Here is an 18,056-nt window from a genome sequence, read left to right on the forward strand (position 1 = left end):
CACGTCGGGTGCTAACGTCCGGCGTGAAAAGGGAAACAACCCTTACCTCCAGCTAAGGCCCCTAATTCATGGCTAAGTGGGAAAGCAGGTGAGACGACCAAAACAACCAGGAGGTTGGCTTAGAAGCAGCCATCCTTTAAAGATAGCGTAACAGCTCACTGGTCTAGATAAGTTGTCTTGCGGCGAAGATGTAACGGGGCTCAAGCCATGAGCCGAAGCTGAGGATGCACGCTTGCGTGCATGGTAGCGGAGCGTAGTGTGACATAATTCCATGTCTCTTCAGCCACTTAGGTGGTTTCGGAGACGCGGAGTTTTCTGTAAAGCCGGGGCGTGAGCCATCCGGTGGAGAGATCACTAGTGAGAATGATGACATGAGTAGCGACAAACAGGGTGAGAGACCCTGTCGCCGAAAGTCCAAGGGTTCCTGCTTAAAGCTAATCTGAGCAGGGTAAGCCGACCCCTAAGGCGAGGCCGAAAGGCGTAGTCGATGGGAACCAGGTTAATATTCCTGGGCCAGGAGGATGTGACGGATCTCGAAGGTAGTTTGTCCTTATCGGATTGAACAGGCTGCTTAGAGGTTCCAGGAAATAGCCCTCCATTAGATCGTACCCTAAACCGACACAGGTGGACTGGTAGAGAATACCAAGGCGCTTGAGAGAACGATGTTGAAGGAACTCGGCAAAATACCTCCGTAAGTTCGCGAGAAGGAGGCCCGGGTTTCACGCAAGTGGGATCCGGGGGCACAAACCAGGGGGTGGCGACTGTTTACTAAAAACACAGGGCTCTGCGAAGTCGCAAGACGACGTATAGGGTCTGACGCCTGCCCGGTGCCTGAAGGTTAAAAGGAGAGGTGCAAGCCTTGAATTGAAGCCCAGGTAAACGGCGGCCGTAACTATAACGGTCCTAAGGTAGCGAAATTCCTTGTCGGGTAAGTTCCGACCTGCACGAATGGCGTAACGACTTCCCCGCTGTCTCCAACATCGACTCAGCGAAATTGAATTGCCTGTCAAGATGCAGGCTTCCCGCGGTTAGACGGAAAGACCCCGTGCACCTTTACTACAACTTCACACTGGCATTAGGCCGAACATGTGCAGAATAGGTGGTAGGCTTTGAAGCCGGAACGCTAGTTTCGGTGGAGCCTCCTTTGAGATACCACCCTTGTTCTGCTTGATGCCTAACCGCGGTCCGTTATCCGGATCCGGGACCCTGTGTGGTGGGTAGTTTGACTGGGGCGGTCGCCTCCCAAAGAGTAACGGAGGCGTGCGAAGGTTGGCTCAGAGCGGTCGGAAATCGCTCGTTGAGTACAATGGCAGAAGCCAGCCTGACTGCGAGACTGACAAGTCGAGCAGAGTCGAAAGACGGCCATAGTGATCCGGTGGTCCCGAGTGGAAGGGCCATCGCTCAACGGATAAAAGGTACGCCGGGGATAACAGGCTGATGGTGCCCAAGAGTCCATATCGACGGCACCGTTTGGCACCTCGATGTCGGCTCATCTCATCCTGGGGCTGGAGCAGGTCCCAAGGGTATGGCTGTTCGCCATTTAAAGAGGTACGTGAGCTGGGTTTAGAACGTCGTGAGACAGTTCGGTCCCTATCTGCCGTGGGTGTAGGATACTTGAGAGGAGTTGCCCCTAGTACGAGAGGACCGGGGTGAACGATCCACTGGTGGACCAGTTGTCATGCCAATGGCAGTGCTGGGTAGCTATGATCGGACAGGATAACCGCTGAAAGCATCTAAGCGGGAAGCCCCCCTCAAAACAAGGTATCCCTGAGAGCCGTAGTAGACCACTACGTCGATAGGCCGGAGATGTAAGTGCAGCAATGCATTCAGTTGACCGGTACTAATTGCTCGATAGGCTTGATTTGATCCAGTAGAAGCTAGTCTTTTACGAGACATATCAAAAGCATACACACACCGTATGCGACTTGGATTACGTTGTCTTGGCCATCGGCCAGGGCGACGACTGATGTTAGAAAAGCGTCTTTCTTGGTTTGGTGGTCATAGCGCGAGCAAAACACCCGATCCCATCCCGAACTCGGCAGTTAAGTGCCGTCGCGCCGATGGTACTGCGTCTTAAGACGTGGGAGAGTAGGTCACCGCCAAACCTAGTAAGCCGCTTTTCAATCTCTCTGAAACGATGACAAAACGCCTTTGGCGCGGGATGGAGCAGCCCGGTAGCTCGTCAGGCTCATAACCTGAAGGTCGTAGGTTCAAATCCTACTCCCGCAACCAACGGAACTTTTAGAAGGTCGTCAGGCGTTTGCCCGGCGGCTTTTTCGTTTGCATGCAGGAAAATGCGTCCGCCCGTGGAAATCTATGGTTGTTCGGATGGACCAGACGGTCTGTTAGCAGTCGACCAAATCATCGGCCCTGTGCGTTTCTCCTTGATGCAAAGGACGATGCCTGCGCGCAGAGCGGGGACACTGTCAGGCCAGGTGCGCTTAGCCGCCCAACACCGGTCCACGTGCACGGTGTTTCCTATGCTTCACCAAATTCACGACCCAAGACCACTCGACGCCTTGATGTTTACGCACGCCGGATGTCATTGTGCGCGATGCATCAAGTCGAATGTCTTAATGGTGATTGCGCAATGCGGGTGGCACAGATTCTACCGGCCCTGAATGACGGCGGCGTCGAACGCAGTACCGTCGATATGGCGCGGCACCTGAGTTCCCGAGGGATTGAGAACTGGGTTGTCAGTTCTGGTGGGCGCCTGGTCCCGCAGATCACCGACGCCGGAAGCACCCATGTGATGATGGATGTTGGATCCAAATTGCCATTTGGTGTTCGGCGCGCGGCGCGCCAACTTGCGGATTTCGCGGATGAGAACAAGATCTCGATAATGCACGCCCGCAGCCGCGCGCCTGCCTGGGCCGCGTGGTTTGCTTGCCGAAAGGCCAAGGGGCACCCGGCCTTCATCACGACATTTCACGGCCTTTATGGGCACGGATCCGCTGTGAAGCGCTGGTACAACCGGGTAATGTTGCGAGGACCACTCGTCATTGCAAATTCAAAGTTCATCGCCGCGCATATTGCCTCAATCTACGGCCACCCATCTGCGCGCATCCATGTTGCGCAGCGTGGCGTAGATGTTGAAAAATTCTCGCCCGGTGCCGCGACCAATGAACAGAAGCACCAGATCCGGGCAAGTTTCGGGGCAGAGGATGGCCCGTTGCTAATGATGGTCGCGCACGTATCCCGCTGGAAGGGGCACAGCGTCGTCATTGAGGCGCTGGAGGCTTTGGCGGACCGCCCTTGGACGATGGTCTTTTTGGGCGGCCACGATTCGCCGAATTTACGTGATGAGCTGATTGTGTTGAAAAACTCCGAAATCAGAGCGTCGCGGATTTCTTGCGAAAACCTATGAAGCGAAATAGTCGGAAAGCTTTGACCACGAGACAGCGCATGGCTGCGCGTGAGCGCATGTAGGCGATTTGGGCCGACCCCCGCGCCAAAAATTTAGGATCGGGCTGCATGGAAAGAAAAATCATCGTTCAGGCCCTAAAACGGAGTTTTTCAACACAATCAGCTAATTGCAAAGGTTGCGGCCGGGCCGGCGCATGGGCGGATACATTTTGCAGGCAGTGTCGATCAGGTTCCGGCACACCTCGACACGGCCGATCTGGCCTTTTCGATGGCAACCGCACCCGAGGCATTCGGCCGCGCACCAATCGAAGCCGGTGCCTGTGGCGTTCCGGTGATTGCAAGCCGCCATGGTGGGTCACTGGAAACGGTCATCGACGGAAAAACGGGTTGGTTGGTGGCGCCAAACGATCCTGTGGCTCTGTCACGTGTGATCGCCGATGCCCTGAACGATCCGGCAGCATTGGCGCATGCAGGGCAGAATGCGCGTGTTCACGTGGAAGAGAACTTTTCGATCGAGGTGGCCACGACGAAAGAGGCTGCGGCCTATGACATTCTATTGCAACAGGTTGGAAACGCGTGACTTTCCCACGTTCCATATGGCTGCTGAGTGACGGAAAGACCGGCCACGAAGCGCCGCTTATCGGGGTCGCCGACGCGATAAATGCGCGGTATGAGCTGCGCCGCGTGCGTCCACGTCGGCTATTTGCGGCCCTTGCGCCCTGGGGGCCAATTGACCCTCGTGACAGGGGGTCGACTGGGGTGCTCGAGGGGCCATTTCCGGATATTTGTTTGGCATCCGGCAGGCGGACCGTCCCCTATTTGCGACGTCTGAAAGCGCGCTCACCCCAAACGTTCTGCGTTTATTTCAAGGATCCGCGCACGCGTCGCTCTGGCGCGGACATGCTGGTCACGATGGTCCACGACCGCATGGACGGGCCCAATGTCTACGCGACAAAGACTTCGCCCCACCGGATGTCGCCTGCCGCCCTTGAAGCGGCCAGATCCGAGCCATGGGCCGATTTAAACGCCCTGCCTGGCCCCCGTGTGGCCGTCCTGATTGGCGGTAACAGCCGCCATCATCTGTTCGACGAAACCAATATTCGGGAATTGTTGGCGCATTTGCGGGCGTTGCGCCGTGACGGCGCCAGCCTGATGATCACGATCTCGCGCCGCACCCCGCTGGCGTTGCAGGACGCCATTTTTGCGCTTCGCGACCTGGGGAATGTCCTGGTCTGGGACGGTCAGGAACCGAACCCGTTAGTTCAGTACCTCGCCCTGTCAGACGCCATTGTCGTGACATCTGATTCGATCAACATGGTGGGCGAAGCGGCATCAACCGGAAAACCAATCCACCTGTTTCACCCGACCGGGTCACACCCGAAATTTGACGTCTTTCTTGGTGAACTGTCAAAAATCGCGACAATCCGGCCACTGGACGGCACCTTGGGGGGAACACCCTATGAACCGCTCGATTGTACGGCTGGGATTGCGGAAGAGATCGTTGAAAGATATCAGGTGCAATCCAGATCTGTCGGGTGAAACCCATTCATTTTGGTATCTGGCTGAGTAATTCAATTCGAATATGCATGATCTCTCGCAATACCAATCGGCCTTTGTGGTTTGTCTGTCTGACAGATGATCCAACCGGAATTGAGCAAGGTGTTGATATTCGCCGATTGTGTTGAAAAACTCCGAAATCAGAGCGTCGCGGATTTCTTGCGAAAACCTATGAAGCGAAATAGTCGGAAAGCTTTGACCACGAGACAGCGCATGGCTGCGCGTGAGCGCATGTAGGCGATTTGGGCCGACCCCCGCGCCAAAAATTTAGGATCGGGCTGCATGGAAAGAAAAATCATCGTTCAGGCCCTAAAACGGAGTTTTTCAACACAATCCGCCCGATGCCTGAGTTCGATTTACCTGAGGAGATGCGGTATCTGCCGTGGCGAAGACTTTTCCTATTTCAGGAAGCTGTGTCTGATTTATCTGGTGCCGTCATGAGTTTTGACCTTGATCTATTGATAACCGGTCCGATTGATGAGCTGTTTGATTACATGCCGGATAGCAAATTTCTGACAATTGAGAATTGGAATCAGATGGGGCAAGGCATTGGAAATATTTCTGTTTTCCGATTCAATATCGGGGAACTTCCGGAAATTTGGAATGGTTTTCGCGCGGATCCACTTGGAATGCGTGCCAAATATGGAAATAGCCAAACGTATATTTCCAGAACATTGGGAGAATTTGATTATTTTCCACCGGAATGGTGCCTCAGCTACAAGCACTCGATCATCCCGCGTTGGCCGTTGAATTTTTTCAAGTCGCCAGAATTGCCCACGAATGCGCGGGTCATTGCCTTCACCGGAAAGCCTGACATTGATGAGGATGCCCGCGGTGAGTGGCCGGTGACGCGCTGGTACAAACGACTTTACAAATTTGTACGACCAGCGCCCTGGTTGCTGGATCATTGGCGCTAGGTTTTGTGGCAAGCAAGGCCATACTGCGATCGTGAGTGTGGGTTTCCAATGCGAGTGAACTCTGGTTGTATTCCGGTAAACTAGCATTTTCAGTTCAGGCGTTGAGCGTGAAATCAACCACGGCAATGCAAAGTCGAAATTCTTCAGAAGGACGTGTGATGCAAAAATCGGCGCGAGGACTGCTTTTGATTACCGAGGTGACGGATCGAATGCGGGCGCGGCTTTCAACTGAATTCTCGGTTTTGGATGTTGCGGAAATTGGTGTGGCTGAGATCCTGAACAATCATTCTGAAAAGATTGAGGCCGTGATGGCAAATGGGCATGACGGGATTGATCCGGAAATCATGACCGCATTGCCGAACCTGAGAGTTATTTCCTGCTATGGCGTCGGTTATGAACAGATAGACGCGAAATCGGCGGCACAACGCGGGATAGTCGTGACCCACACGCCTGACGTGTTGAATGACGAAGTTGCCAATACGGCCATCATGTTACTGCTGGGCGTTGCGCGGGATTTCGTGGCTAATGACAGATATATTCGCGCCGGGCGATGGACCTCAGACGGGAATGCGCCGCTCAGCCGGTCCATTCGCGGTTTGACCGTGGGGATACTTGGCCTGGGCCGGATTGGAGGGGAAATTGCCGCAAAGCTCGGGGTGTTTGGCTGCAATATTATCTATCATTCACGCAGCAAGAAGCCGGTTGAGTTTGAATTTTTCGCGGATCTGGAACAAATGGCGCAGGTGTCGGATGCCCTGATTTGCATCACGCCGGGTGGTCCTGAAACCCGGCATCTGATCAACGGGCCAGTGCTGGAGGCGTTGGGTGCAAACGGGATTCTGATCAACGTCTCTCGCGGGTCTGTCGTGGATGAGGGGGCTTTGCTTCAGGCATTGCAGAACGGGCGGCTGGGTGGTGCGGGCCTTGATGTGTTCGAGGCGGAACCCGTTGTGCCCGAAGCTTTTTTTGGGATGGACAACGTGATCCTTCAACCACACGTCGGCAGCGCGACGGTTGAGGTTCGCCGCGCAATGGGCGATCTGGCCTGCGACAACCTCAGCCAGTTTTTCCGGACGGGAACGGTGCTGACGCCAGTGCCCGAATGCGCGAATCTGGGGTCTGCGTAATAGCCAAATCTTCGGGCAACAAGGGCGGCGCCTTAATCGGACATAAATGCCGAATTTCGGTGAACAGGCGGCCGGGTGTAATTGATCGGTCGGCGAAAGCATTGCCTCTGCTCAGCCATGCAGGCCGTGGCGTTAGGCTTCCTCCACGATCAACATGCTGTACAAATGCCAGGTGGAATGGCCCAGCCAGGGCAGGACCAGGAACAGCCCGATAAAGAGCGGAACGAGCGCGGCAAACGTCAGAACCGCTATGAATACGGCCCAGACGATCATTGGCACCGGGTGTTTTTGGACATAGCTGAAACTGGCGATCATTGCTGTGACAAAATCAACCTCTCGGTCAAGCAACATGGGGATCGCCAATACGGTGATCATATACAGGATCAGTGCAAAAACGGCCCCCACAATTGAGCCGGCTGCAATCATCGCCATCCCGTTTGGCGTCGCAAATACGGCGAGTGAGTTTGAAATATTGGTCATTTGCGAAAGGCCCAGGAATAACGCAAAGATCATATGGCCCAGGAAGAACCAGAACAGAAACATGACGATGATAATTGCGCAAAGCATTGGCAATTGGCGTTTTCTCTGGTTAATGACCACGCTGGCCACGGTGCGCCAATTCAACGGCCTGCCACGTTCGCGCCTGCGCGAGATTTCGTAAAGCCCCACGGCCGCGAATGGGCCAATCAGCGGGAAGCCGAACGCGGCAAGGACCAGCCAGAAGGTGGTTCCTGTCTGGACCGTAATCCAAGCCATCAACCATCCACCAAAGACATAAACCGCTGAGAAGGCAAAGCCAAATAGCGGCGTGCGGACTGTATCCGCCCATCCCCGCCGAAGCGCCTGCTTGATCAGAATGCCGGAAACCGGTCCGAATTCGGGTGCTCCGGGAAGCGGTGGGCGATCTGTGTTGTGATTGGCAGACATGGGCGTTCCCGATTGTGGCGGTGAATACTCAAAGCTGGTTTATCGGGACTTTCAGATAACGCACGCCGTTGTCTTCGGGAGGGGGCAATTCACCCGCCCGGATGTTGACCTGCACAGACGGCAATATCAGCGTCGGCATATCCAGCGTCGCGTCGCGGGCTTCGCGCATGGCGACGAATTCATCTTCGGTCCGGTCCAGACCAACATGGACATTGTTGGCCTTTCCTTCGGCCACGGTGGTTTCCCACTTGAACACATCGCGGCCCGGCGCCTTGTAATCGTGGCACATGAAAAGCGTTGTTTCATCCGGCAGGGCGAGGATTTTCTGGATCGAGCGATACATCACACGCGCATCGCCGCCGGGAAAATCGGCCCTTGCGGTGCCGTAGTCGGGCATGAACAGCGTGTCGCCCACAAACGCTGTATCTGCGGCGATATAGGTCATGCATGCCGGGGTGTGGCCCGGCGTGTGCATTGCGCGGAATTCCAGTTGGCCGACGGCAAATACCTCTCCGTCTTCGAACAGATGGTCGAACTGGCTGCCATCGGTCTGGAAGCCCTTTTCAACATTGAAAACCCTGGCAAAGACGTCCTGAACTTCCCTGATATGCGCGCCGACTGCGGTGGTCCCGCCGATTTTTGATTTGAGGTAAGGGGCCGCGCTCAGATGGTCGGCGTGGGCGTGCGTCTCCAGCAGCCATTCGACCGTCAGGTCGTTCGTCTGCACATACTCGACTATGGCATCGGCAGACCTGGTATTCGTGCGGCCCGACTTGGGGTCATAATCCAGCACCGAATCAATGATGGCGCAGCATCTGCTGTCCGGATCCTTGACGACGTAGGACACGGTGTTGGTGGCTTCGTCAAAGAAGGCTTTCACTTCGGGTGTCATCACGATCTCCTTGGTATTTTTTGCCGGTATAGCGCCAAATGTGTCGGCGTCATTGATCGGCCTCAATACCTGCCCGATTAGCTGTGCGGATCCCCGCGCGCGGTACAGATCGCGGCGATTACTTGTGCAAATACGGATCGCCAGGCCGGTGACCGCCGCCGGTATCATCGTCGCAACAATGTGCGGGATGACCGGGCATCATGGGCCGCAAAGGGTGAACCGTGCAGCGCACGACCGCAGGTCGGCGATATTGATGAGGGTTGTAATGGTTTGGTGGAGCCTAGGGGGGTCGAACCCCTGACCTCTTGCATGCCATGCAAGCGCTCTCCCAACTGAGCTAAGGCCCCGAGTGTGCAGCGCGCGCTGGCGCTGACGGATGGTTCCTAGGGGATGGGCGGGGCCGGATCAAGGGGAAAACCCGCAAGCTCCGGCCGCAAACCGGCCTAGTCGTCGTCGTCCGTTGCGACGTCCGCAATCTCGTCCAGGGAAACATCGTCGTTGTCGTCGTCTTCCAGAACGTCATCGCCCAGGTCCACATCGGCGTCATCATCGTCGGTGTCGTCCAGGATCACGTCTTCATCATCGTCTGACGCATCAGCCGCTTCGTCGACCTTGGCGTCCTTGTCGGCCTTGTCGGCCACCATGGTGCGCCCGTTCTTGCCGGTTTCCAGCACGACCGCCTCGCCCGTATAGGGGCTGACGATCGGGGTCGCGTTCAGGTCATAAAAGGGCTTGCCGGTGGTCGGGCAAATCCGCTTGGTTCCCCATTCCTCTTTGGGCATGGATATCTCACTCTGCTTCTTTGCGGGTCATGTTTGAATCTGCGCCAGTTGCCATGATCGCCGGGGGCTGTCAAAGCCTTTCGCACGAAATCGTCGGGTGGGACGTGAATGACCGAAGACTTCTGGGTGGGCGAACCGGCAATCCGGGTGCAGCTGCGGCGCAGCGCGCGGGCGCGCCGGCTAAGCCTGCGGGTGGCGCAGAACGGCGGCGGGGTGACGCTGACGGTGCCGCGCGGCGTGTCGATGGCCGTCGCCCGGGGGTTCGCAGCTGACAAACAGGATTGGCTGCGCCGGACACTGGACCGACAACCCGCGCAGGTGATCGTCGCACCGGGGGCCACGTTGCTTGTTGAGGGGGTTGCAGTGCCCATTGTCGCCACCGAACGGCAGCGCGGTGCGCGTCTGCTGGCCGACCGGGTCGAGGTTGCCCCGGATCGCCCGGGACCGCGTGTCGCTGCGGCGCTGAAGCTGTTGGCACGCGACCGGCTGGTCGCAGCCTCAGGGCGGTATGCGGCGCAACTGGGCCTGAGCCACGGCAAGATCAGCCTGCGGGACACACGCTCTCGCTGGGGGTCGTGCGCGCCCAATGGCGACCTGATGTATTCCTGGCGGCTGGTGATGGCCCCGCCAGAGGTGCTGGATTATGTCGCCGCCCATGAGGTCGCGCATCTGGCCGAGATGAACCATTCACCCGCATTCTGGGCCGTGACCGAGGAGTTGTGCCCTGAGTTCAGGGCGCACCGGAAATGGCTGCGCGACAACGGGGCCGAAATACAGCGGTTTCAGTTCAAGGATTGACCCACAGCAGATGTTGTGATCACATTTTTCGCATGAGCAAACCACCCAGACCAGAACCAAAGACCCCATCGCACGAACAGGTGTATCGGGCGCTCAGAAGCCGGATCATGCTGGGCGAGGTTCAGCCAGGCAGGGCCATGACACTGCGGGGCATCGGCGCGGAATTCGGCGTCTCCATGACCCCCGCCCGAGAGGCTGTTCGCCGTCTTGTGGCCGAAGGCGCGCTGACGCTGTCAACCTCAGGCCGGGTGGCGACACCGGAACCGGGTGCCGAGCGTGTCGAAGAACTTGCCGTGCTGCGCGCCCTGATCGAGGCGGAGCTGGCCGCGCGCGCCCTGCCGCGCGCCCACATTGCATTGATCGACCGCATGGCCGCGATCAATGATCAGGCGAACAAGGCCATCTGGCGCCGGGATGCCGTCAGCTATATCCGCGCCAACCTTGATTTTCACCGCGCGCTGTACCTGCGCGCGCAGGCCCCGGCGATGTTGGCGACGGTTGAAAACGTCTGGCTACAGCTTGGGCCGACAATGCGGCAGCTTTACGATCGCCTGGACGCGGGCAACAACCACAATGGCCACGGCCGGATCATCGCGGCCCTGCGCGCGGGCGACGAAGCTGCATTGCGCGGCGCCGTGACCGAGGATATGACACGGGGCCTGCGGGTTCTGGCGCAATGAAGGACGTCACGATTTCGGCGGCGCGTTCACATGCCGATATCGCAGATGCGGGCGCGCTGTTCTTGGCCTATGCGCAGTTCCTTGAAGATGACTTTGGCATTGATCTGGCGTTCCAGAATTTTTCTGAAGAGCTTGCCGGTTTACCGGGCAAATACGCCCCACCCGATGGTGAGATTCTGTTGGCGCGCGCCGTGGGCGGTGCCTGTGTTGGCTGCATCGCATACCGTCGCCATGACGCGGACAGCTGCGAAATGAAGCGTCTGTACGTGGTTCCGGACGCCCGCGGTCACGCCTTGGGCAGGCAACTAATCGATGCGTTGCTGACGTCTGCGCAGGCAAACGGGTATCGCCGGATTATCCTCGACACCGGGGAATTTCTGGACGCGGCGGTATCGCTCTATCAAAGTTACGGTTTCGTTGAGATACCGCCCTATAACGACAGTCCGGTGGCGGGGATGCGGTACTTCGCGCTGGATCTTCAGGCGTGAATGGCCCCGTCACCGCAGGCGAGCGCAGCTTCGCGGACGGCCTCGCTGAAAGTCGGGTGGGCGTGGCATGTCCGGGCGATATCCTCGGCAGAGGCGCCGAACTCCATCGCGACGCAAACCTCGTGGATCAGGTCGCCCGCGGCGGGGCCGATGATGTGGCAGCCGAGCACGCGGTCGGTGTCTGCATCGGCGAGGATTTTCACGAAGCCGTCGCCTGAGAAGACCGCCTTGGCGCGTCCGTTGCCCATGAATGAGAATTTGCCGACCTTGTAGGAACACCCTGATTTATTTAAGGTTTCTTCGGTTTCGCCCACGGTCGCAACCTCTGGATGGGTGTAAACCACGCCGGGAATGACGCCGTAGTTCACGTGGCCATGCTGACCGGCCAGATGTTCGGCCACGGCCATTCCTTCGTCTTCGGCCTTATGGGCCAGCATCGGCCCCTGGATAGCGTCGCCGATGGCGTGGATGCCGGGGATGTTGGTGGCCCACTTGGCGTCGGTTTCAATCATGCCCCGGTCGGTGGTTTTGACGCCCAGCGCGTCCAGACCCAGCCCGTCTATGAAGGGAACACGCCCAGTGGCGAGCAGGACGGTGTCGGCCTCGATCGTCGATTCCGAGTCATCCTTGCGGGATTTGTAGGTGACGGTGGCTTTGTTGTTCTTGACCGCGACGCCTTGGACGGCGGATTTCAGGATAAACTTAAGTCCTTGTTTTTTCATCGTTCTCTGGAAGACCTTCGAAACTTCGGCGTCCATCCCCGGCGTGATGTGGTCGAGGAATTCAACCACCGTGACCTCGGACCCCAGCCGCGCATAGACCGAGCCCATTTCGAGGCCGATCACCCCGGCCCCGATCACGGTCAGGCGTTTCGGGATCTTGCCCAATTCCAGCGCGCCGGTGGAGGTGACGATTGTTTTCTCGTCAACCTCGACACCCTTCAGCGACGCGGGGGCCGAGCCGCTGGCGATGACGATATGCTTGGCCTCATGCACCTCATCTCCGACCTTGACCTTGCCGGCCTCGGGGATGCTCGCCCAGCCTTTGATCCAGTATACCTTGTTCTTTTTGAACAGAAATTCGATGCCCTTGGTGTTCTGCCCGATGACCTCGTCCTTGTAGGCGAGCATCGCTTTCCAGTCGACCGAGGGCGCCTTGCCCTTGAGGCCCATCTTGGCGAAATTCTCCTCGGCTTCGTGCAGCATGTGGCTGGCGTGGAGCAGCGCCTTGGACGGGATGCAACCGACGTTCAGGCAGGTGCCGCCCAACGTCTCTCGCCCTTCGACGCAAGCGGTTTTCAGGCCCAGTTGGGCGCAGCGGATGGCGCACACATAGCCGCCGGGGCCGGAGCCGATGATGATGACGTCGTAGGCGGGCATGGGGCGGCCTTTCGGTTAGATTTCGTGGTCTGCAAAGCGTCTGCAAAGTGTCGGCAAAACGTATGGCAAACGTGTGTTGTCAGTGTTTTGGCATATTGGTGGGGGTTGGGCTAGTGGTGAGGTTGGGGGGCTGTCTGCACTTTTTGCCTGCTGTCATCCAACCAATCGATCGAGAATTTCTTTGAGTAAGTATTTTGACCATGTGCGTTTTGAATGGCCAACCTGATCTCTGACCGACTCCGGTCCTTTGTTAATTCGTTCAGGGCGGCTGCGGGCAAGAGGAACCCGTGCGAGTCTCCTGGTTGAATCACTATGGGGAGTCCGGTCTCGATGTTTTCATAGGATGGTGAAGTATGAATCCAACCAACAGAGATTGGAGAATTTCTGAATCTAACAAGATGCCACAATTTGGACCAGAACGTGCTTCGACGATACGGGTACAGAACGGAGGCGGCATTGATAAAGACAACATTGTGCGACGTATTTTGTACCGATACGTAGACTCCAAATTTAATTTTTTCATCAATTTCTGAATTTCCATGAACAACGATTACTTTGAATTTGGATCGAGACTTTCTGACATTCCAAAGGAAAACTAGGGTCGAAAGAATTGCAGCGTAGATTGCCAGAAAATCCTTCCACGTGAAATCAAACAAGTCGCTCTCCCTCACAAATCCATCAGCAACCGCCTCGGATCTTCCAGCGCCTCTTTCACCCGCACCAGGAACGTCACCGCCCCTTTCCCGTCCACCACCCGGTGGTCATAGCTCAGCGCCAGGTACATCATCGGGCGGATGACGACCTCTCCGCCTTCCACCACGGGGCGGTCCTGGATTTTGTGCATGCCGAGGATGCCGGATTGCGGCGGGTTCAGGATCGGGCTGCTCATCAGGCTGCCATAGACGCCGCCGTTGGAGATCGTGAAGGTGCCGCCCTGCATGTCGGCCATGGAGAGCTTGCCGTCGCGGGCTTTCAGGCCCATGGCCGAGATGGATTTTTCGATCTCGGCAAAGCTCATCTGGTCGGCGTCGCGGATCACTGGCACGACGAGGCCGGTCGGGGTGCCGACGGCGACGCCCATGTGGACGAAGCGTTTGTAGACGACGTCGGTGCCGTCAATTTCGGCGTTCACGTCCGGCACTTCCATCAGCGCGTGGCAGCAGGCCTTGGTGAAGAAGCTCATGAAGCCGAGTTTGACGCCGTGCTTTTTCTCGAACAGCTCCTTGTATTCTTTCCTGAGGCCCATGACGGCGGACATGTCGACCTCGTTATAGGTGGTCAGCATGGCGGCGGTGTTTTGGGCGTCTTTCAAACGCCGCGCGATGGTCTGGCGCAGGCGGGTCATCTTGACGCGTTCCTCGCGGGATTCGTCGCTGGCGGCGACGGGGGCGCGCGGGGTTTCGGCGGGGGGCGGGGCGGGTGACGCGCTGGTGGACAGTGCCTTTTGCACGTCTTCCTTCATCACCCGGCCATCGCGGCCCGTACCGGTGACATCGCCGGGTTTCAGGTCATTCTCGGCCATCATCTTCTTGGCCGAGGGGGCGTCTTCGACGTCCTTTCCGCCAGCGGCGGCCGGTGCCGGAGCTTCGTCTTTCGGGGCGGCGGCGGTCGCCGCGTCGGTTGATCCCATCACCGCCAGTTTGCCGCCGGCGGCCACCGTCGCGCCTTCTTCGGCGAGGATTTCGGTCAGGGTGCCTGCGGCAGGGGCGGGAACCTCGACGCTGACTTTGTCTGTCTCAAGCTCACACAGCATTTCGTCGGCGGCGACGGTGTCACCGACTTTCTTGAACCAGCTGGCGACAGTCGCCTCGGTCACGCTTTCGCCAAGGGTTGGGACCATGACGTCGACTGATCCGCCGCCCGAGGCCGCGGCCTTCGGGGCGGGCGTGTCGTCCTTTGCCGGTTCGGGTGCTGTGGCCCCTGCGCCTTCCGAGATTGTGGCGAGCAGTGCATCGACGCCGACGGTTTCGCCTTCGGCGGCGATAATCTCGCCCAATGTTCCGGCGACGGGGCTGGGGACTTCGACGGTGACCTTGTCGGTTTCCAGCTCACACAGCATTTCGTCAACGGCGACGGCATCGCCGGGCTTCTTGAACCAGGTGGCAACGGTGGCTTCGGTGACGCTTTCGCCTAAGGTGGGCACGCGGACTTCGGTGGACATGGGGCAGGTTCCTTTATTCGGAAAGCGTCAGCGCTTCGTCGACCAGCGCTGCTTGTTGGGTTTTGTGCTGGCTGGCCAGACCCGTCGCGGGCGAGGCACTGGCCTGTCGTCCGACATAGGCGGCGCGCGTGGTCTTGGCGTTGATGCGGGTCAGAACCCATTCGATGTTCGGGTCCATGAAGGTCCAGGCGCCCTGGTTCTTGGGCTCTTCCTGGCACCAGACTACATCGGCGTTGGGAAAACGCCCAAGTTCGTCGATCATCGACTTGGCAGGGAAGGGATAGAATTGTTCGCACCGCAGCAGGTAGATGTCTTTGATCCCGCGTGCGTCGCGTTCTTCCAGCAGGTCGAAATAGACCTTGCCGGAACACAGCACGACGCGCTTCATCTTCTTGTCGGCAACCAGCTTGGTATCCGAATTCCCCTTCTGCGCGTCGTCCCACAGCAGGCGGTGGAAGGACGATCCGGTGGTGAAATCCTCGGCATTGCTGACGGCACCTTTGTGGCGCAGCAGGGATTTCGGGGTCATCAGCACCAGCGGTTTGCGGAAATCGCGGTGGATCTGGCGGCGCAGAATGTGGAAGTAGTTCGCAGGTGTGGTGCAGTTGGCGACGATCCAGTTGTCCTGCCCGCACATTTGCAGAAACCGTTCCAGGCGCGCGCTGGAGTGTTCCGGGCCTTGCCCTTCGAACCCGTGCGGAAGCAGGCAGACAAGGCCGGACATCCGCAGCCATTTGCTTTCGCCCGAGCTGATGAACTGGTCGAACATGATCTGCGCGCCATTGGCGAAATCGCCGAACTGCGCTTCCCACATGACCAGCGAATTCGGGTCGGCCAGTGAATAACCGTATTCGAAGCCAAGGACCGCGTATTCGGACAGCATCGAGTCGATAACCTCGTAAGGGGCCTGGCCCTCGCGGACGTGGTTCAGCGGATAGTACCGTTCTTCGGTATCCTGATTGACGAGGCCCGAGTGGCGCTGCGAGAACGTGCCGCGCGTGCTGTCCTGCCCGGACAGGCGCACCGGGTAGCCTTCGGTCAGCAGCGATCCGAAGGCCAGCGCTTCGCCCGTGGCCCAGTCGAAGCCTGCGCCGCTTTGGAACATTTGCGCCTTGGTATCCAGCAGGCGCCCGACGGTCTTATGCAGCGGATAGCCATCCGGTGCCGTGCTGAGCGCTTTGCCGACTTCGGCCATGGTTTCGGGCGAAATTGCGGTCTGGCCGCGTTGGTATTCTTCGCCCCGACGGTCCAGATGCGACCAGCGCCCATCCAGCCAGTCGGCCTTGTTGGGCTTATAGGCTTTTCCGGCCTCGAACTCCTCGTTCAGATAGGACTGGAACGCGGCCTTCATATCCTCGATCTCGGCAGCCGGGATCAGACCGTCACGGGCCAATCGTTCGGTGTAGAGCGTCAGCGTGGTCTTCTGGGTCTTGATCTTCTTGTACATCAGGGGGTTGGTGAACATCGGTTCGTCCCCCTCGTTATGGCCGAAGCGGCGATAGCAGAAGATGTCGATCACCACGTCCTTGTGGAACTTCTGGCGGAACTCGGTCGCGACCTTTGCGGCGTGAACCACGGCTTCGGGATCGTCGCCGTTCACGTGGAAAATCGGTGCTTCCACCATCATCGCGATGTCGGTCGGATAGGGGCTGGAGCGGCTGAAATGCGGTGCGGTGGTAAAGCCGATCTGGTTGTTGACGATGACGTGGACCGTACCGCCGGTCATGTGACCGTGCAGACCTGACAGACCAAAGCACTCGGCGATGACGCCCTGGCCTGCAAAGGCCGCATCGCCATGAAGCAGAAGCGGCAGGACGCGGGTGCGCGCCTTGTCGCCCAATTGTGCCTGCTTGGCACGGACCTTGCCGATCACGACGGGGTTCACGGCCTCCAGGTGGCTGGGGTTGGCGGTCAGCGACAGGTGGACCGAATTGCCGTCGAATTCGCGGTCAGATGATGCACCCAGATGGTATTTCACATCGCCGGACCCATCGACGTCTTCGGGTTTGAAACTGCCGCCCTGGAATTCGTTGAAAATCGCCTTGTAGGGTTTCTGCATGACATTGGCGAGCACGCTGAGGCGTCCCCGGTGCGGCATGCCGATGACAATCTCTTCCACGCCCAGCGCGCCGCCGCGTTTGATAATCTGTTCCATCGCCGGGATCAGGCTTTCGCCGCCATCCAGTCCGAAACGCTTGGTGCCCATGTATTTGACATGGAGGAATTTTTCGAAGCCCTCAGCCTCGACCATCTTGTTGAGGATCGCGCGGCGGCCGTTTTCGGTGAAGGTCACCTCTTTGCCCAACCCCTCGATCCGTTCTTTCAGCCAGCCAGCCTCCTCCGGGTTCGAGATATGCATGTATTGCAGCGCAAAGGTGCCGCAATATGTGCGTTTCACCAGGGCGAGGATTTCGGACAGCGTCGCGACCTCCATCCCCAGCACATTGTCCAGAAAGATCGGGCGATCCATGTCGGCGGCGGTGAAGCCATAAGACGCGGGGCTAAGCTCGGGGTGTTCGGTCTGATCACGCATGCCCAGCGGATCAAGGTCGGCAATCAGGTGGCCGCGGATGCGATAGGCGCGGATCAGCATCAGCGCGCGCAAGCTGTCAGTGACAGCGCGGCGCACCATGCCTTCGGATATTTCGACGCCCTTCTCGGCCGCTTTGGCTTTGATCTTGTCACCGGCGGCCTGTGCCTCGGGCGCGCCAAGGCTGCCCCATTGGCCATCGAGCGCGGCGGTTATTTCATCATCGGCGGCGGGCGGCCAGTCGGCGCGCGCCCAGGAGGGGCCGGTCGCCTCGGCCTTGGCATCACCGCCGGCATCACCCAACTGCCGGAAAAAGCTTTGCCACGCTTCATCCACGGCCGACGGGTTGTCGGCATAGCGTGCATGCAGCGCCTCGACATATTCCGCGTTGTGCCCCTGTAGGAAGGAGGAGGCATGGAACTGGTCGTTGGGGGATTGCTCGGTCATTGGGC

Annotated in this window: 15 protein-coding genes, 2 tRNA genes and 2 rRNA genes (1 of these 19 only partly in view); 12 read left to right on the forward strand and 7 right to left on the reverse strand. The window is 58.3% G+C overall.

Annotated elements, in window-relative coordinates:
- The 9 genes from GKR99_03475 to GKR99_03515 form a co-directional block, all read left to right on the forward strand.
- Nucleotides 1-1,871 (forward strand): 23S ribosomal RNA (locus GKR99_03475); it begins 971 nt to the left of the window's first position.
- 119 nt (nucleotides 1,872-1,990) lie between these two features.
- Nucleotides 1,991-2,105: ribosomal RNA gene (gene rrf, locus GKR99_03480) — 5S ribosomal RNA — on the forward strand.
- Between the two features lie 50 nt (nucleotides 2,106-2,155).
- Nucleotides 2,156-2,232: transfer RNA gene (locus GKR99_03485), tRNA-Met, on the forward strand.
- Between the two features lie 52 nt (nucleotides 2,233-2,284).
- The gene (locus tag GKR99_03490) at nucleotides 2,285-3,367 is read left to right on the forward strand and encodes a glycosyltransferase (GenBank protein ID NKB26660.1); all 1,083 of its coding nucleotides are present in this window, start codon (nucleotides 2,285-2,287) and stop codon (nucleotides 3,365-3,367) included.
- A 165-nt stretch (nucleotides 3,368-3,532) separates the two neighbouring features.
- Entirely contained in the window at nucleotides 3,533-3,946 is a 414-nt protein-coding gene (locus tag GKR99_03495) for a glycosyltransferase (protein NKB26661.1), read from the forward strand.
- Nucleotides 3,922-4,905 carry a nucleoside-diphosphate sugar epimerase gene (locus GKR99_03500; protein ID NKB26662.1) on the forward strand — a complete coding sequence of 328 codons (984 nt, stop codon included), beginning with the start codon at nucleotides 3,922-3,924 and terminating at the stop codon, nucleotides 4,903-4,905. The genes GKR99_03495 and GKR99_03500 overlap by 25 nt, the downstream gene beginning before the upstream one ends.
- Before the next feature lie 96 nt (nucleotides 4,906-5,001).
- Nucleotides 5,002-5,160: a hypothetical protein gene (locus tag GKR99_03505; GenBank protein NKB26663.1), complete on the forward strand. Its 159-nt coding sequence runs from the start codon at nucleotides 5,002-5,004 to the stop codon at nucleotides 5,158-5,160.
- 104 nt (nucleotides 5,161-5,264) lie between these two features.
- Nucleotides 5,265-5,840 carry a hypothetical protein gene (locus GKR99_03510; protein NKB26664.1) on the forward strand — a complete coding sequence of 192 codons (576 nt, stop codon included), beginning with the start codon at nucleotides 5,265-5,267 and terminating at the stop codon, nucleotides 5,838-5,840.
- A 158-nt stretch (nucleotides 5,841-5,998) separates the two neighbouring features.
- Complete coding sequence (locus GKR99_03515) at nucleotides 5,999-6,967, forward strand: 2-hydroxyacid dehydrogenase (GenBank protein ID NKB26665.1); 969 nt, start codon at nucleotides 5,999-6,001, stop codon at nucleotides 6,965-6,967.
- 132 nt (nucleotides 6,968-7,099) lie between these two features.
- Here GKR99_03515 and GKR99_03520 read toward each other — a convergent pair whose 3' ends face one another.
- The 4 genes from GKR99_03520 to GKR99_03535 form a co-directional block, all read right to left on the reverse strand.
- Complete coding sequence (locus GKR99_03520) at nucleotides 7,100-7,894, reverse strand: DUF2189 domain-containing protein (GenBank protein ID NKB26666.1); 795 nt, start codon at nucleotides 7,892-7,894, stop codon at nucleotides 7,100-7,102.
- 28 nt (nucleotides 7,895-7,922) lie between these two features.
- Nucleotides 7,923-8,786: an MBL fold metallo-hydrolase gene (locus tag GKR99_03525; protein NKB26667.1), complete on the reverse strand. Its 864-nt coding sequence runs from the start codon at nucleotides 8,784-8,786 to the stop codon at nucleotides 7,923-7,925.
- A gap of 271 nt (nucleotides 8,787-9,057) precedes the next feature.
- A tRNA-Ala gene (locus GKR99_03530) sits at nucleotides 9,058-9,133 on the reverse strand.
- A 96-nt stretch (nucleotides 9,134-9,229) separates the two neighbouring features.
- Nucleotides 9,230-9,568 (reverse strand): TIGR02300 family protein, encoded by a 339-nt coding sequence (locus tag GKR99_03535; protein NKB26668.1) that lies wholly within the window; start codon nucleotides 9,566-9,568, stop codon nucleotides 9,230-9,232.
- 108 nt (nucleotides 9,569-9,676) lie between these two features.
- On the opposite strand from GKR99_03535, the gene GKR99_03540 reads away from it, so the two are divergent.
- The 3 genes from GKR99_03540 to GKR99_03550 are packed head-to-tail and all read left to right on the forward strand — an operon-like array spanning nucleotide 9,677 to nucleotide 11,534.
- Nucleotides 9,677-10,366 carry a DUF45 domain-containing protein gene (locus GKR99_03540; protein ID NKB26669.1) on the forward strand — a complete coding sequence of 230 codons (690 nt, stop codon included), beginning with the start codon at nucleotides 9,677-9,679 and terminating at the stop codon, nucleotides 10,364-10,366.
- Nucleotides 10,367-10,398: 32 nt separating this feature from the next.
- On the forward strand, nucleotides 10,399-11,046 hold the full coding sequence (locus tag GKR99_03545) for an FCD domain-containing protein (protein ID NKB26670.1): 648 nt from the start codon (nucleotides 10,399-10,401) through the stop codon (nucleotides 11,044-11,046).
- A complete protein-coding gene (locus tag GKR99_03550; protein ID NKB26671.1) occupies nucleotides 11,043-11,534 on the forward strand; it encodes a GNAT family N-acetyltransferase in 492 nt (163 codons plus the stop codon). The genes GKR99_03545 and GKR99_03550 overlap by 4 nt, the downstream gene beginning before the upstream one ends.
- Here the strand turns inward: GKR99_03550 and lpdA are convergent.
- The 3 genes from lpdA to GKR99_03565 form a co-directional block, all read right to left on the reverse strand.
- Nucleotides 11,525-12,913 (reverse strand): dihydrolipoyl dehydrogenase, encoded by a 1,389-nt coding sequence (lpdA, locus tag GKR99_03555; protein NKB26672.1) that lies wholly within the window; start codon nucleotides 12,911-12,913, stop codon nucleotides 11,525-11,527. The two genes, GKR99_03550 and lpdA, sit on opposite strands and share 10 nt — an antisense overlap.
- Before the next feature lie 667 nt (nucleotides 12,914-13,580).
- Nucleotides 13,581-15,074, reverse strand: a complete 1,494-nt coding sequence (gene odhB, locus GKR99_03560) for a 2-oxoglutarate dehydrogenase complex dihydrolipoyllysine-residue succinyltransferase (protein NKB26673.1) — start codon at nucleotides 15,072-15,074, stop codon at nucleotides 13,581-13,583.
- Nucleotides 15,075-15,087: 13 nt separating this feature from the next.
- Nucleotides 15,088-18,051 (reverse strand): 2-oxoglutarate dehydrogenase E1 component, encoded by a 2,964-nt coding sequence (locus GKR99_03565; protein NKB26674.1) that lies wholly within the window; start codon nucleotides 18,049-18,051, stop codon nucleotides 15,088-15,090.
- Nucleotides 18,052-18,056 lie beyond the last annotated feature (5 nt).

The sequence above is a fragment of the Paracoccaceae bacterium genome (genome assembly GCA_012103375.1).
Taxonomy (GTDB): domain Bacteria; phylum Pseudomonadota; class Alphaproteobacteria; order Rhodobacterales; family Rhodobacteraceae; genus WLWX01.

Excerpts from the sequence above, each read along its gene's own strand:
- GKR99_03490 (NKB26660.1), top strand. The coding sequence starts at position 2,285 with ATGCAGGAAAATGCGTCCGCCCGTGGAAATCTATGGTTGTTCGGATGG.
- GKR99_03505 (NKB26663.1), top strand. The coding sequence starts at position 5,002 with ATGATCCAACCGGAATTGAGCAAGGTGTTGATATTCGCCGATTGTGTT.
- GKR99_03510 (NKB26664.1), top strand. The coding sequence starts at position 5,265 with ATGCCTGAGTTCGATTTACCTGAGGAGATGCGGTATCTGCCGTGGCGA.
- GKR99_03515 (NKB26665.1), top strand. The coding sequence starts at position 5,999 with ATGCAAAAATCGGCGCGAGGACTGCTTTTGATTACCGAGGTGACGGAT.
- GKR99_03520 (NKB26666.1), bottom strand. The coding sequence starts at position 7,894 with ATGTCTGCCAATCACAACACAGATCGCCCACCGCTTCCCGGAGCACCC.
- GKR99_03525 (NKB26667.1), bottom strand. The coding sequence starts at position 8,786 with ATGACACCCGAAGTGAAAGCCTTCTTTGACGAAGCCACCAACACCGTG.
- GKR99_03535 (NKB26668.1), bottom strand. The coding sequence starts at position 9,568 with ATGCCCAAAGAGGAATGGGGAACCAAGCGGATTTGCCCGACCACCGGC.
- GKR99_03540 (NKB26669.1), top strand. The coding sequence starts at position 9,677 with ATGACCGAAGACTTCTGGGTGGGCGAACCGGCAATCCGGGTGCAGCTG.
- GKR99_03545 (NKB26670.1), top strand. The coding sequence starts at position 10,399 with ATGAGCAAACCACCCAGACCAGAACCAAAGACCCCATCGCACGAACAG.
- GKR99_03550 (NKB26671.1), top strand. The coding sequence starts at position 11,043 with ATGAAGGACGTCACGATTTCGGCGGCGCGTTCACATGCCGATATCGCA.
- lpdA (NKB26672.1), bottom strand. The coding sequence starts at position 12,913 with ATGCCCGCCTACGACGTCATCATCATCGGCTCCGGCCCCGGCGGCTAT.
- odhB (NKB26673.1), bottom strand. The coding sequence starts at position 15,074 with ATGTCCACCGAAGTCCGCGTGCCCACCTTAGGCGAAAGCGTCACCGAA.
- GKR99_03565 (NKB26674.1), bottom strand. The coding sequence starts at position 18,051 with ATGACCGAGCAATCCCCCAACGACCAGTTCCATGCCTCCTCCTTCCTA.